We start from the raw sequence: 14,167 nt of genomic DNA on the forward strand, positions 1-14,167 counted from the left end.
GGGTAAGGCGCAGCCGCCACCCGACGAAATCCCTTACAACGGGGGCAACCGACGGGTCACCGGTGAACTCTTCACAATCGACGTATTGCACTGCGCATGTTCTGCCAGTCCATCCAGCAACGTATCCAGTTGCTCGATGGAGCGCACCACCAGCCGGATAACGAAACAGTCCTCGCCGGTCACTTTGTCGCTTTCAATACACTCCGGCATCTGCTGGATGTATTTATCCACTTTATGCAATAACCCCGGTAACGGTCGCACGCGCACCAGCGCTTGCAGCGTGTAACCCAGTGCGGCCAGGTTTACCCGCGCGCCATACCCCTGAATGATGCCTCGCTCTTCCAGCCGTTTTAAACGCTCTGCCGTACTGGGTGACGTGAGCCCAACCCGGGCGCTTAACACCTTCAGCGACATACGCGCATCCTCTACCAGACAGCGCAGAATATGACGGTCGATCTCATCGATAAGGTAATCCATAGCATTCACCTAATTTATAAAACTAAACCTCTTCTTTTACCTTAATTCAGCGCTGTTAAACCGGACACAGTTTTTTAACAATAGAGGCAATAATCAGGAGGTGTACGATGCGCGACATTCAACAAGGCGTCTGGCAGATGAGCCTGGCGATGCTGATATCCGGCTCTATTGGTGCTTTTGTTTTGCTTTCCGGCTTGCCGATCACTGACGTGGTGTTCTGGCGCTGTCTGATCGGCGCTATTGCTCTGTTTCTTGTTATTCGTTTCAGTAAACGCCCTTTTAGCCCGTTAACCAAAATGACCCTGGGTCTGGCCATTCTTGGCGGCATTGCGTTGGTCATTAACTGGCTGCTGCTCTTTGCCGCGTTCGAACGTATCTCCATCGGGCTTTCGACGGTGGTCTATAACACCCAGCCCTTTATGCTGGTGTTGATGGGCATGCTGATGGGCGAGCGGGTGAGTCTGGTGAAATGGGGCTGGCTGTTCCTCGCCTTTGGCGGGGTGGTGATTTTGCTCTCCAGCGAGCTGACCGGCGGACACAGTGCACAATGGCTTTCGGGGATCGGCCTCGCGCTGGGTGCCGCTTTTTTTTACGCCCTCACTGCCATTATCACGCGCAAATTACAGACCATTGCACCGCAGCACATCGCCTTTATCCAGGTGTTAACCGGCGTGGTGATGCTACTGCCGCTGGCGCATATGCCGACCTTCTCCAGCGATTTTCCGTGGGCGATTCTGCTGACGCTGGGCATCGTACACACGGGGGTGATGTATCAACTGTTATACAGCGCCATTCAGAAGCTCCCTACCCCCATCATCGGCTCGCTGTCATTTATCTATCCGGTCGTCGCGCTGATTGTCGACAACCTGGTGTTCGAGCACGCGCTCAGCCTCACCCAGCTGGCTGGCGGAGCGCTGATTCTGTTTGCCGCGGCGGGTAATAACCTCGGCTGGGGCGAAAAAAAACCCCGCCAGAGCGGGGTTGAGATGAAAATGGCGGATTAGCGACGGGCGCGCACAATCTGGTATTTGCGCGTCATGTACTCCACCGGCGCGCTCCAGATATGCACCAGACGGGAGAACGGGAACAGCAGGAACAGCGTCATGCCCAGTACCAGGTGCACGCGGAAGATAAACGCCACGCCGTCAAGATGCTCAGACGCACCGCCATGGAAGGTCACTACCGACTGTGCCCACCCCACCAGCTTCAGCATTTCGCTGCCGTCCATATGCTGAGCCGAGAACGGAATGGTCAGCAGACCCAGCGCGCACTGCACCATCAGCAGGGTGAGGATCAGGATATCCGCCCCGGTGGTGGTAGCACGTACACGTGGGCTGAACAGACGACGCTTCAACAGCATCAGGCCGCCTACCAGGGTCATCAGGCCGCAGGCACCGCCCGCAATCATCGCCATCTTCTGCTTCACGTCCATCGGCAGGAAGGATTCATACATCCAGTGCGGGGTCAACATTCCGAGGAAGTGACCGGCAAAAATTCCCAGGATCCCGAAGTGGAACAGGTTGGATGCCATGTTCATCCCTTTGCGATCCAGCATCTGGCTGGAGGCGGCGCGCCAGGTGTACTGGCCGTAGTCGTAACGCAGCCAGCTACCAATCAGAAATACCGAACCCGCAATGTACGGATAGATATCGAAGAAGAACATATTCAGGAAGTGCATTATTGCTGTCCTCCGTTAGAGATATTCAAATATTGCGGGGCAACGGCACCGGCAAAACGACGCTGGTGAGCAGAGATTTCCGACTCGCCGCAGCTCTGATCTGCAAAGAACTTCACCTGCTCCTCTTCCCAGACCGCATCCAGCGCCTGTGGGGTGTCGTCGCGCGCTTCATCGGCGATTTTCTCCGCCACTTTTTCACTGTCGACCGAGGCGTTAGCCAGCTTCACCAGCAGTTCGAACAGCACCGCATAGCGGCTTTCACGCTGTTGCAGACGCGCGCCCAGCAACGCCAGAATCGGGGCGATATCCTGCAGGCCGCCCAGCGCCTCTTCTTTTGGCAGCTGTGCCAGATACTCCAGGTAGAGCGGCAGATGATCCGGCAGCTCGCGGCTGTCGAGATGCAGGCCGTGCTGCTCATACTGGGCCATTAAATCCACCATCGCCTGACCGCGATCGCGGGACTCGCCGTGAACGTGTTCAAACAGCAGCAGCGAGGTGGTGCGGCCCCGGTCGAACAGCTGGCTGTAGTCAGACTGCGCATCCAGCAGATCGCGCGCTAACAGATCGCGGAGGAAAACGCCCAGTTTCTGGGCATCCTCTTTATCCAGGTTTTCCGATGACGCGAGTGCATCGAAGAGTTCCTGTTGATGCTGCGCCAGCGCAGCATCCGGGTACTCGAGCAGACGCGAAACAATGACGAGTTCAATCATTGGTGCGGCTCCGTTTTGCTGGTCACATCCATCGCGTCGATGCGGCGGCTGTTGAACAGGTTGAATTTGTTGTCTGAACCGTGGCAACCGTCGCCGAAGGTAAAGCCACACCCGCTTTTCTCCGGGAAGGCTTCACGGGCCAGCTCACGGTGGCTGCTCGGCACCACGAAACGATCTTCGTAGTTGGCAATCGCCAGGTAGCGGTACATCTCGTGGGCCTGGGCTTCGCTTAAGCCCACCTCTTCCAGCGCGCGGGTATCGATGACGCCGTCAACGGTTTCCGCACGTTTGAAGTGGCGCATCGCCAGCATACGTTTCAGGGCCAGCAGTACCGGCTGGGTATCCCCTGCGGTGAGCAGGTTCGCCAGGTACTGAACCGGAATACGCAGGCTTTCGACATCCGGCAGGATACCGTTGCTGCCCAGCTCACCGGCATCCGCCGCGGACTGAATTGGCGACAGAGGCGGCACATACCAGACCATCGGCAATGTACGGTATTCCGGATGCAGCGGCAGAGCCAGCTTCCAGTCCATCGCCATTTTGTAGACCGGCGACTGCTGCGCGGCGTCGATCACGCTCTGCGGAATGCCGTCTTTCAGCGCCTGGGCGATCACCTTCGGATCGTTCGGATCGAGGAACACATCCAGCTGACGCTGATAGAGATCTTTCTCGTTTTCGGTGCTCGCGGCATTTTCAATCGCGTCCGCGTCATAGAGCAGTACGCCGAGGTAGCGAATACGGCCTACGCAGCTTTCGGAGCAGACGGTTGGCATCCCGGCTTCGATACGCGGGTAGCAGAAAATGCACTTCTCAGACTTACCGCTCTTCCAGTTGAAGTAGATCTTTTTGTACGGGCAACCGGTGATGCACATACGCCAGCCGCGGCACTTGTCCTGGTCGATCAGCACGATGCCATCTTCTTCACGCTTGTAGATGGCACCGCTCGGGCAGGTGGCGACACACGCCGGGTTGAGGCAGTGTTCGCACAGGCGCGGCAGGTACATCATGAAGGTGTTTTCGAACTGGCCGTACATCGCCTTCTGCATGTTCTCGAAGTTCTGATCTTTGGCGCGTTTTTCGAACTCGCCGCCCAGAATCTCTTCCCAGTTTGGCCCGCTGGTGATCTTGTCCATGCGCTGACCGGTGATCAGCGAGCGTGGACGGGCGATCGGCTGATGTTTGCTCTCCGGCGCGTTGTGCAGGTTCTGGTAGTCAAAATCAAACGGCTCGTAGTAATCATCGATGCCCGGCAGATGCGGGTTAGCAAAGATTTTACCCAGCAGCAGCGCGCGGTTACCCATGCGCGGCTGCAGCTTGCCGTTGATTTTACGGATCCAGCCGCCCTTCCACTTCTCCTGGTTTTCCCAGTCGGTCGGGAAGCCGGTGCCCGGCTTGCTTTCCACGTTGTTGAACCAGGCGTACTCCATCCCTTCCCGGCTGGTCCAGACATTTTTACAGGTGACTGAGCAGGTGTGACAGCCGATGCATTTATCCAGATTCAGCACCATGCCGACTTGTGAACGAATTTTCATTTTACGCTCTCCTGTACCTGGTCATTACCTTCGCCGTCTAACCAGTTAATGTTCTTCATCTTACGTACCACCACGAACTCATCGCGGTTCGATCCTACGGTGCCGTAGTAGTTAAAGCCGTAGGCCAGCTGGGCATAACCGCCGATCATATGGGTTGGTTTCGGCGTAATACGGGTCACAGAGTTGTGGATCCCGCCGCGCTGCTCGGTGATCTCAGACCCCGGCAGGTTCACGATACGTTCCTGCGCGTGGTACATCATGGTCATCCCGGCCGGTACGCGCTGGCTCACCACCGCACGCGCCGTCAGAGCACCGTTACTGTTGAAGACTTCGATCCAGTCGTTATCTTCGATCCCCAGATCTTTGGCGTCCGCTTCGCTCATCCAGACAATCGGGCCGCCGCGGGACAGGGTCAGCATCAGCAGGTTGTCGCTGTAGGTGGAGTGGATACCCCACTTCTGGTGCGGCGTCAGGAAGTTCAGCGCCTTCTCCGGGTTGCCGTTCGATTTCGCGCCCATCACCGCTTTCACCGAACGGGTGTCGATTGGCGGACGGTACACCAGCAGGCTTTCACCGAAGTCACGCATCCACTGGTGATCCTGATACAGGGACTGACGACCGGAGAGGGTACGCCATGGGATCAGCTCGTGAACGTTGGTGTAACCCGCGTTGTAAGAGACATGCTCATCTTCCAGGCCAGACCAGGTCGGGCTGGAGATAATTTTGCGCGGCTGGGCCTGAATATCACGGAAGCGGATCTTCTCGTCTTCTTTGTTCAGCGCCAGATGGGTATGGTCGCGGCCAGTAAACTCGCTCAGCGCCGCCCAGGCTTTCACCGACACCTGACCGTTGGTTTCCGGTGCCAGGGTGAGGATCATCTCTGCCGCATCAATCGCCGTATTCAGCATTGGCTGGCCTTTCGCCGGGCCGTCCGCTTTGGTGTAATTGAGCTTACGCAGCAGATCCATCTCGCTCTGGGTATTCCAGGCGATCCCTTTCCCGCCGTTACCGATTTTCTCCATCAGCGGGCCGATAGAGGTAAAGCGTTCGTAAGTGGCCGGGTAGTCACGTTCAACCGGAATAATGTGCGGCGCGGTCACGCCCGGGATCAGGTCGCACTCGCCTTTTTTCCAGTCCTTCACGTCCAGCGGCTGCGCCAGTTCGGCGGCGGAGTCGTGCTGGATGGGCAGCGTCACCACGTCGGTCTCTTTGCCCAGGTGCCCTACGCAGACTTCGGAGAATTTCTTCGCGATCTCTTTGTAGATATCCCAGTCGCTTTTCGATTCCCACGCCGGGTCAACGGCCGCAGAGAGCGGATGAATAAACGGATGCATATCCGAGGTATTCATGTCGTCTTTTTCGTACCAGGTGGCGGTTGGCAGCACGATGTCGGAGTAGAGACAGGTGCTGGAGAGACGGAAGTCGAGGGTCACCACCAGATCCAGCTTGCCGTCGAGACCGTTATCTTTCCACTCCACCTCTTCCGGCTTCACGCCGCCCTGCTTGCCGAGATCTTTACCCTGGATACCGTTTTCGGTACCGAGCAGGTATTTCAACATGTACTCGTGACCTTTACCGGACGAGCCCAGCAGGTTGGAGCGCCAGATGAACAGGTTACGCGGATGGTTTTTACCGTTTTCCGGCTGTTCTGCCGCAAAACGGATGGAGCCCTCTTTCAGGGATTTGACGGTGTAATCCACCGGGGTCATGCCCGCTTTCTTCGCCGCTTCTGCAATGCGCAGCGGGTTGGTTCCCAGCTGTGGCGCAGAGGGCAGCCAGCCCATGCGTTCAGCGCGGACGTTGAAGTCGATCAGGTGACCGCTGTAGCGGGATTTATCCGCCATCGGCGACAGCAATTCCTGCGCGGTAACCGTCTCGTAGCGCCACTGACTGGAGTGGTTATAGAAGTAGGAGGTGCTGTTCATGTGACGCGCCGGACGCTGCCAGTCAAGGGCAAACGCCAGCGGCTGCCAGCCAGTCTGCGGACGCAGTTTTTCCTGGCCCACGTAGTGTGCCCAGCCGCCGCCGCTCTGACCCACGCAGCCGCAGAAGATCAGCATGTTGATCAAACCGCGATAGTTCATATCGAGGTGATACCAGTGGTTCAGACCGGCACCGACGATGATCATTGAACGACCGTGGGTCTTATCGGCGTTATCGGCAAACTCACGTGCGGTACGGATAATCTGCGCCCGTGGAACGCCGGTGATCTGCTCCGCCCAGGCCGGGGTGTAGGCTTTTACGTCGTCATAGCTGGTGGCGCAGTTTTCATCACCGAGACCGCGCTCCAGACCGTAGTTGGCCAGAGTCAGGTCGTAAACGGTGGTGACCAGTGCGGTTGAGCCGTCGGCGAGCTGCAGGCGTTTCACCGGCAGTTTGTGCATCAGGACGTTCTGCAGCTCCACCTTGTTGAAGTGCTCGGAGCCTTCGCCGCCGAAATACGGGAAGCCAACATCAGCGATCTCGTCCTGGCTGCCCAGCATGCTGAGGCGCAGTTCGGTCTCTTCGCCTGTGGTGCCGTTACGCTGCTCGAGGTTCCATTTACCCTTCTCGCCCCAGCGGAAACCGATTGAACCGTTCGGTGCAACCAGCTCGCCATTGCTGTTACAGGCAACGGTTTTCCACTCCGGATTGTTTTCCTGGCCCAGCGCATCCACCAGATCGGCGGCACGCAGCATGCGGCCTGCGGCATAGTAGCCGTCACGCTCTTCGAGCATGACCAGCATCGGCATGTCGGTGTAACGACGCACGTAGTCGGTAAAGTACTGGCTTGGCTTGTCGACGTGGAACTCACGCAGCATGACGTGGCCCATTGCCAGCGCCATGGCCGCATCGGTACCCTGCTTCGGCGCCAGCCACAGATCGCAGAGCTTGGCAATTTCGGCATAGTCCGGGGTCACGGCTACGGTTTTGGTGCCTTTGTAACGCACTTCGGTAAAGAAGTGGGCGTCCGGGGTACGGGTCTGCGGCACGTTAGAGCCCCAGGCGATGATGTAGCTGGAGTTGTACCAGTCGGCGGATTCCGGAACGTCGGTCTGCTCACCCCAGGTCTGCGGAGAGGCAGGCGGCAGGTCGCAGTACCAGTCGTAGAAGCTCAGGCAGGTGCCGCCGATCAGCGACAGATAACGCGCGCCAGAGGCGTAGGAGACCATCGACATCGCCGGGATTGGCGAGAAGCCTGCCACGCGGTCCGGGCCGTAGGTTTTCACGGTATAGACGTTGGAAGCGGCAATTAGCTCATTCACTTCCTGCCAGGAGGAACGTACAAAGCCGCCGCGGCCGCGAGCCTGTTTGAAGCTCTTCGCTTTGTCGGCATCTTCGATAATAGAGGCCCAGGCCAGAACCGGATCGCTGTGCTGCGCTTTCGCTTCACGCCACATCTTCATCAGGCGTTTACGCATCAGCGGGTATTTCAGGCGGTTAGCGCTGTAGAGATACCAGGAGTAGCTGGCGCCACGCGGGCAGCCGCGCGGTTCGTGGTTTGGCATATCCGGGCGGGTGCGCGGGTAGTCGGTCTGCTGCATTTCCCAGGTCACCAGACCATTTTTGACGAAAATCTTCCAGCTACAGGAGCCGGTGCAGTTTACGCCGTGGGTCGAACGTACGACTTTGTCATGTTGCCAGCGCTGACGGTAACCGTCTTCCCAGTCCCGGTTAGTCTCCAGAACCTGGCCGTGCCCATCGGCAAATGTTTCGCCCTTCTGTTTGAAGTAGCGAAACCGGTCCAAAAATTTGCTCATCGGGTATCTCCTGTATGGAGCCTGTGGCTCTCTAAATCGACATTGCTGATTTGCAGCGAAGGTAACGCTCTGAAAGAGGAGGAGAATTGATAACGATCAAGGGGAGTTGGGGATGTTCAGAAGGGGAAATTTTCGACTACCACCAAAGCGGTACAGAATACAATAATGTAACTTACTGTTTTATATGGTCATTATTTATTTATCCTACAAAAGCGCGCGTAACATTTAACCCCAGCGGTATTAAGGGGTAGGTAAGCCTGATTAGCGATGGCGATCACAGTGGCCGCATGCTAACAGCGGCTTACGCTTTAAGTATGTTGTAACTAATTGCAGCGCAAAAAAAGCGCGGCACCAGGCCGCGCAAACGGATAATCAAACTTACTTTTTATTAGAATTCCGTCCGTATACCAGCCAGGTGACAAACACGCAGACGATATAGAAAACGAGGAACACCTTCATCGCACCCGCCGGCGAGCCGGTCAGATCCAGCGAGATACCAAAGGCTTTAGGAATAAAGAACCCGCCAATCGCGCCGATTGCAGAGATAAAGCCCAGTGCGGCTGCGGTGTCGGTAGCCGCCTCACGCATCGCCTGCTGCTCAGTGCCGCCCTGCGCTTTAACGCGATCCATCGTCAGTTTACGGAAGATCACCGAAATCATCTGGAAGGTAGAAGCACTCCCCAGTCCGGCGGTCAGGAACAGCACCATAAAGACCGCGAAGAAGGCGCCGAAGTTGCCGCCCACGCCGTTTACCGGCAGGGTCATAAACAGCAGGGCACAGAAGAGAGCCATCACCACAAAGTTCACCAGCGTGACGCGGGTGCCGCCCAGACGGTCAGAGATCATCCCGCCGGTAGAGCGTGCCAGCGCGCCAATAAACGGCCCGAAGAAGGCGTAGTGCAGGATCTGCACATCCGGGAACTGGGTTTTGGACAGCATCGCAAACCCGGCAGAGAAGCCGATAAACGAGCCGAACGTAGCCAGATAGAGCAGCGCCATGATCCACAGGTGAGCGCGCTTCAGCACCGGCAGCTGTTCGCTGAGCGACGCTTTCGATGCCGCCAGGTCGTTCATGCCAAACCATGCCGCCAGGGTAAAGACCACCAGGAACGGCACCCAGATCCACGCGGCGTTCTGCAGGAACAGCAGCGAGCCGTCGGCCTGTTCAACACCAGCGCCACCAAACGCGGCGAAAATAGAGACCGAGATCGCCAGCGGCGCAATCAGCTGCATTACGCTGACGCCCATGTTGCCCAGGCCGCCGTTGATCCCCAGCGCCCCGCCCTGCTTCTGTTTCGGGAAGAAGAAGCTGATGTTCGCCATGCTGGAAGCAAAGTTTGCCCCTGCAAAGCCGCACAGCAGAGAGATGATCACGAAGGTGCTAAACGGTGTAGAGGTATCCTGTACCGCAAAGCCCAGCCAGACGCACGGGATGATCATGATGCCGGTACTGAACGCGGTCCAGCGGCGTCCGCCGAACACCGGTACCATAAAGGCATAAGGGACACGCAGCAGTGCGCCGGAGAGCGCAGGCAGCGCGGTTAACATAAACAGCTGGTCGGTGGTAAACTTGAAGCCCACTTTCGGCAGGTTAACGGCGACGGCGCTGAACAGCATCCAGACGCAGAACGCCAGCAGCAGACAGGGAACGGAAATCCACAGATTACGACTTGCTACACGTTGGCCGCGCTGTTGCCAGAACGCCGGATCTTCCGGACGCCACTCGGTAATGACTGCGCCAGAATCCCTTTCGGGGGTAGTAGAGTGACTCATAGACACCTCTGATTCTTAAAAGTTGCCACAAAGATCAGGGTTTTAAGCCGACAGGAAGTTGATATAAATCAATGGGAAGGTGGGCAATTTTATGGCCCGAAAATCGCTATCCTCCAAAGTGAGTAGCGCTTTTCAGTGAAAAAGGTGTGGTTTTTCACGGTACTGCTCCCCCCGCTTACCCCTCTCCTCCCATTCACCTCTCCAATGGCAATTAGTAGGTAATCCTTTTGGGGTATGGGTATACTCCAGGGGTTGCCTGAGAATAGAGCCCTTGCCGAGTCCAGGCATTGTCAGGAGCCAGACTGCCCTATGTTTAAACGCTGTTTTTCACCACTCACGCTGGTTAACCAACTGGTGCTGATTGTCATGCTGTCTACCGGGATCGGGGTGACAGGGATGGCGATCTCCGGCTGGCTGGTTCAGGGCGTTCAGGGCAGCGCACACGCCATTAATAAGGCCGGTTCACTGCGTATGCAGAGCTACCGCCTGCTGGCGGCCATCCCACTGGAAGCCAAAGACCAGGCGTTACTCGACGAAATGGAAGCGACGGCGTTCAGCCCCGAACTGGAAATCGCTGCCCGCCGCGATCGTCAGCAGGCGCAGCTGAAGGCGCTGCAGACTTACTGGCATACCCAGTTAATGCCCGGGCTGCGACAGGCGCGTAATCCGGATGCGGTAGCCCAGGATGTCTCCGGCTTTGTCAGCCGTCTGGATACTCTGGTTTCGGCGTTCGATCACAGCACCGAGCTGCGTATCGGCCGGGTGGTACTGCTGCAGCAGGTGATGGCGGTCTTTATGGGGTTGCTGCTGGTCTTCACCATCCTCTGGCTGCGCGCCCGGCTGCTGCACCCCTGGCGCCAGCTGCTGGCGATGGCCCGCGCCGTGACCCAACGTGATTTTACCCAGCGCGCCCACATCAACGGACGCAATGAGATGGCGATGCTCGGCGAGGCGCTAAACACCATGTCCGGCGAGCTGGCCGAGAGTTATGCGGTGCTCGAGCAGCGCGTGCGTGAAAAAACCGCCGGGCTGGAGCAGAAAAACGAGATCCTCTCTTTCCTCTGGCAGGCCAACCGCCGTCTGCACTCCCAGGTGCCGCTGTGCGAGCGCCTCTCGCCGGTGCTTAACGGCCTGCAGAATCTGACCCAGCTGCACGACATCGAACTGCGCGTATACGACCTGGAAGATGAAGAGAATCATCAGGAATTTACCTGTCAGTCGGATGCCAGCTGCGATGAAATTGGCTGTCGCCTCTGCCCGCGCGGCCTGCCGCCGCTGACCACCAGCGGGACCACCCTGAAGTGGCGCTTGGCGGATAACCTGACGCAGTACGGCATTTTACTGGCGACGCTGCCCGCCGGACGTCATCTCAGCCACGATCAGCAGCAGCTGGTCGATACGCTGGTGGAGCAGCTGACCGCGACGTTAGCCCTCGACCGTCATCAGGAAAAACAGCAGCAGCTGATTGTGATGGAAGAGCGTGCCACCATTGCCCGCGAATTGCATGACTCCATCGCCCAGTCGCTCTCCTGCATGAAGATGCAGGTCAGCTGTCTGCAGATGCAGGACACGGATCTGCCGGAGAGCAGCAAGCAGCTGCTGAGCCAGATCCGCAACGAGCTGAACACCTCCTGGATACAATTGCGTGAACTGCTGACCACCTTCCGCCTGCAATTGACGGAGCCCGGCCTGCGGCCTGCGCTGGAAGCCAGCTGTCAGGAGTTTAGTGCCCGGCTCGGCTTTAACGTCTCGCTGGACTATCAGCTACCGCCCCGTTTCGTGCCCTCTCACCAGGCCATCCATCTGCTGCAGATCGCCCGCGAAGCCTTAAGCAATGCGCTGAAACACGCCGGGGCGACGGCGGTGTCGCTCACCGTGAGCCAGCACGAAAACCAGGTCAGACTGGTGGTGCGTGACAACGGCTGCGGGATCCCGGAAAACGCCGAACGCAGTAACCACTATGGTTTGATTATTATGCGAGACCGCGCACAAAGCCTGCGTGGAGATTGTCAGGTCCGCCGGAGTGAATCGGGCGGAACTGACGTTATCGTCACCTTTATTCCCGAAAAGCCTCTTTTCACTGCTCAAGGAGAACACCATGTCTAATCAGGAGCCCGCTACAATCCTGTTGATCGACGACCATCCGATGCTGCGCACCGGTGTTAAACAACTTATCAGCATGGCGTCGGATATCACCGTCGTGGGCGAAGCCAGCAACGGGGAACAGGGCATTGAACTGGCCGAAGCGCTCGATCCTGATTTGATCCTGCTCGACCTGAATATGCCCGGCATGAACGGCCTCGAAACCCTCGATAAGCTGCGCGAGAAAACGCTCTCCGGTCGCGTGGTGGTCTTCAGCGTCTCCAACCATGAAGAGGATGTAGTCACCGCCCTGAAACGCGGCGCCGATGGCTACCTGTTAAAAGACATGGAGCCGGAAGATCTGCTGAAATCGCTGCAACAGGCGGCGGCTGGTGACATGGTGTTGAGCGAAGCGTTAACCCCGGTGTTGGCGGCCAGCCTGCGCGCCAACCGTGCAACTTCCGATCGCGACGTCAGCCAGTTGACCCCGCGCGAGCGCGATATCCTCAAGCTGATTGCCCAGGGGTTGCCAAACAAGATGATCGCCCGCCGTCTGGACATCACCGAAAGCACGGTCAAAGTCCATGTGAAGCATATGCTGAAGAAGATGAAGCTGAAGTCACGGGTGGAAGCGGCGGTCTGGGTACACCAGGAGCGCATTTTCTGAGTTTACTCGTCCGGCAGCAGCGTCCAGCGCTGATCTTCCTCTGGCAGCGCCAGTAGCGGCTCCGTCAGGGCAAGCGTGATCTCATTGGAAGAGACACGCTGCCCCGCTTCATCTTCCACCACCACCGACAGCCGCCAGCGGTTGCTTGCCCCCTCACTGCTATCCCACGCCGGCAGGATAATGCTCCAGCCTTCGCTGTCACTGGCCTTCGCCGGTGAGGTCAGGCTCAGCGCCTGCGTATCGCCCTGCCAGTGCAGGGAACGCACCCCGTTACGGCTGCGAATATCCAGCTTCAGCATGACCGTTTCGCCCGGCTTGAGATCCCACGGCGGCGTCGCCAGCCATACCGAGAGCGTTTTACGCTGACGGAACTCCAGCACCGGCAGGTTCTGACGCTCAGGCGGATCGTAGCGGCTTCCCCGCAGGGAGCGGCTTTCGGCCACTTCGCTGGCGGAGAGCTGTTTTTTCAGCGGCACCCCGAAGCGGTAGTTGAGTTTCAGGCCGAGGTTGTTCTGGCTCACCCCGCTCTCCCCCTGCTTATGCCCGGCGGAAAGGGTCACCAGCGGCACCGGGGTGTAGTTCAGCCCGAGATTGACCGCCAGCGGATTGTGGTACCCGGTGCCGGTGTGGAACAGATCCACGCTGTCGCCAAAATATTGTTCAAAGCTGATGCTGGTGTTGAGGTGATGATAAAAGGGCAGTCTGGCGTTGGCGCTGATATCGTACCCGCGCGCCATGCGCTGCTCCTGCACCTCAGAGCTGTCACGCCAGCTGGCAAACGGCTGATAGTAGTTGGCCGACAGGCGCAGGTATTCGCCCCAGGCTTCGGCGCCGAGCCCGGCGCGCTGGAGGTTTTCATCGAGCAGATTGTCATAAAAGGTGTTGTAACCCAGCAGCCATTTGCCCGCCACCCAGCGCTGGCCGATGCCTGCATTGCTCACCAGACCGTCCTCCTGCTGGGTCAGGCCGAGCTGACTCCAGGTGAGGTAGTGGTTGTTATCCTGCCAGGGTATAAACCAGCTCCCCTTGCTGCCGGTGAAGCGCCCCTCGTCATTGACCAGCAGATCGACGCTGGCATTACCCCACGGCGAAAGCCAGGACTCAATGTGCTGGTTCACCTCCTGGCTGACGGCGTCCCGCACCTTGCCCAGGGCAAACTGCCGGGCCTGCTCCTCGGTGGTCAGGCCGTTGTCGGTCATGCTGGCTTCGCCGAACGCTTTCGCCATCTCCGCCAAATGCTTTTCACCCTCCCCCGTTGGGGTCGCCATGCCTAAGTCCGGCAGGCTGTCGCCATTATTATCGAACGGATTTTGCGCCTGATGGATAAACGAATTCGGGGCAGCGTGAACGGCTCCGGCATAACAGAGGAGAAGAAACAGCGAACGAATACGGGGGGAAACAACCATCACCGTCGTGTAAGGGTGCCTGTGTTGAAAGAAAACGGAGTTAACACCTTAGCGTGCCTGAGAAAAAATTTCAGCCCTAAGGTAAATTTCAGGAATATCCTG

Annotated in this window: 10 protein-coding genes; 3 read left to right on the plus strand and 7 right to left on the minus strand. The window is 58.0% G+C overall.

What is annotated here, in order from left to right; genetic code table 11:
* Positions 1–33 precede the first annotated feature (33 nt).
* Entirely contained in the window at positions 34–477 is a 444-nt protein-coding gene (locus FHC51_RS18185) for an Lrp/AsnC family transcriptional regulator (protein WP_103179926.1), read from the minus strand.
* Positions 478–584: 107 nt separating this feature from the next.
* Between FHC51_RS18185 and FHC51_RS18190 the strand changes: the two genes are divergently transcribed.
* Positions 585–1,481 carry a DMT family transporter gene (locus tag FHC51_RS18190; RefSeq protein WP_220436273.1) on the plus strand — a complete coding sequence of 299 codons (897 nt, stop codon included), beginning with the start codon at positions 585–587 and terminating at the stop codon, positions 1,479–1,481.
* Here FHC51_RS18190 and narI read toward each other — a convergent pair.
* The 5 genes from narI to FHC51_RS18215 all read right to left on the minus strand — a co-directional run bounded on the left by narI (position 1,478) and on the right by FHC51_RS18215 (position 9,910).
* Positions 1,478–2,155 carry a respiratory nitrate reductase subunit gamma gene (gene narI, locus FHC51_RS18195; protein WP_103179928.1) on the minus strand — a complete coding sequence of 226 codons (678 nt, stop codon included), beginning with the start codon at positions 2,153–2,155 and terminating at the stop codon, positions 1,478–1,480. The genes FHC51_RS18190 and narI overlap by 4 nt on opposite strands.
* A complete protein-coding gene (gene narJ, locus FHC51_RS18200; protein WP_220436274.1) occupies positions 2,155–2,865 on the minus strand; it encodes a nitrate reductase molybdenum cofactor assembly chaperone in 711 nt (236 codons plus the stop codon). The genes narI and narJ overlap by 1 nt, the downstream gene beginning before the upstream one ends.
* On the minus strand, positions 2,862–4,397 hold the full coding sequence (gene narH / locus FHC51_RS18205) for a nitrate reductase subunit beta (protein ID WP_220436275.1): 1,536 nt from the start codon (positions 4,395–4,397) through the stop codon (positions 2,862–2,864). Before narH ends, narJ begins: the two co-directional genes overlap by 4 nt.
* Entirely contained in the window at positions 4,394–8,137 is a 3,744-nt protein-coding gene (locus FHC51_RS18210) for a nitrate reductase subunit alpha (protein WP_220436276.1), read from the minus strand. The genes narH and FHC51_RS18210 overlap by 4 nt, the downstream gene beginning before the upstream one ends.
* Before the next feature lie 378 nt (positions 8,138–8,515).
* Positions 8,516–9,910 carry a NarK family nitrate/nitrite MFS transporter gene (locus FHC51_RS18215; protein WP_103822273.1) on the minus strand — a complete coding sequence of 465 codons (1,395 nt, stop codon included), beginning with the start codon at positions 9,908–9,910 and terminating at the stop codon, positions 8,516–8,518.
* 309 nt (positions 9,911–10,219) lie between these two features.
* Here FHC51_RS18215 and narX point away from each other — a divergent pair, with 309 nt between their 5' ends.
* Together narX and narL are read left to right on the plus strand one after the other, a co-directional pair.
* Entirely contained in the window at positions 10,220–12,016 is a 1,797-nt protein-coding gene (gene narX, locus FHC51_RS18220) for a nitrate/nitrite two-component system sensor histidine kinase NarX (RefSeq protein ID WP_103822274.1), read from the plus strand.
* Positions 12,009–12,659, plus strand: coding sequence for a two-component system response regulator NarL (narL, locus tag FHC51_RS18225; RefSeq protein WP_103822275.1), 651 nt, complete (start codon positions 12,009–12,011; stop codon positions 12,657–12,659). The genes narX and narL overlap by 8 nt, the downstream gene beginning before the upstream one ends.
* A gap of 2 nt (positions 12,660–12,661) precedes the next feature.
* On the opposite strand, the gene FHC51_RS18230 is transcribed toward narL, so the two are convergent.
* Positions 12,662–14,065 carry a YchO/YchP family invasin gene (locus tag FHC51_RS18230; protein ID WP_220436277.1) on the minus strand — a complete coding sequence of 468 codons (1,404 nt, stop codon included), beginning with the start codon at positions 14,063–14,065 and terminating at the stop codon, positions 12,662–12,664.
* Positions 14,066–14,167: the final 102 nt, after the last annotated feature.

The sequence above is a fragment of the Leclercia sp. EC_58 genome (assembly GCF_019584355.1).
In the GTDB taxonomy this organism is placed as follows: domain Bacteria; phylum Pseudomonadota; class Gammaproteobacteria; order Enterobacterales; family Enterobacteriaceae; genus Enterobacter.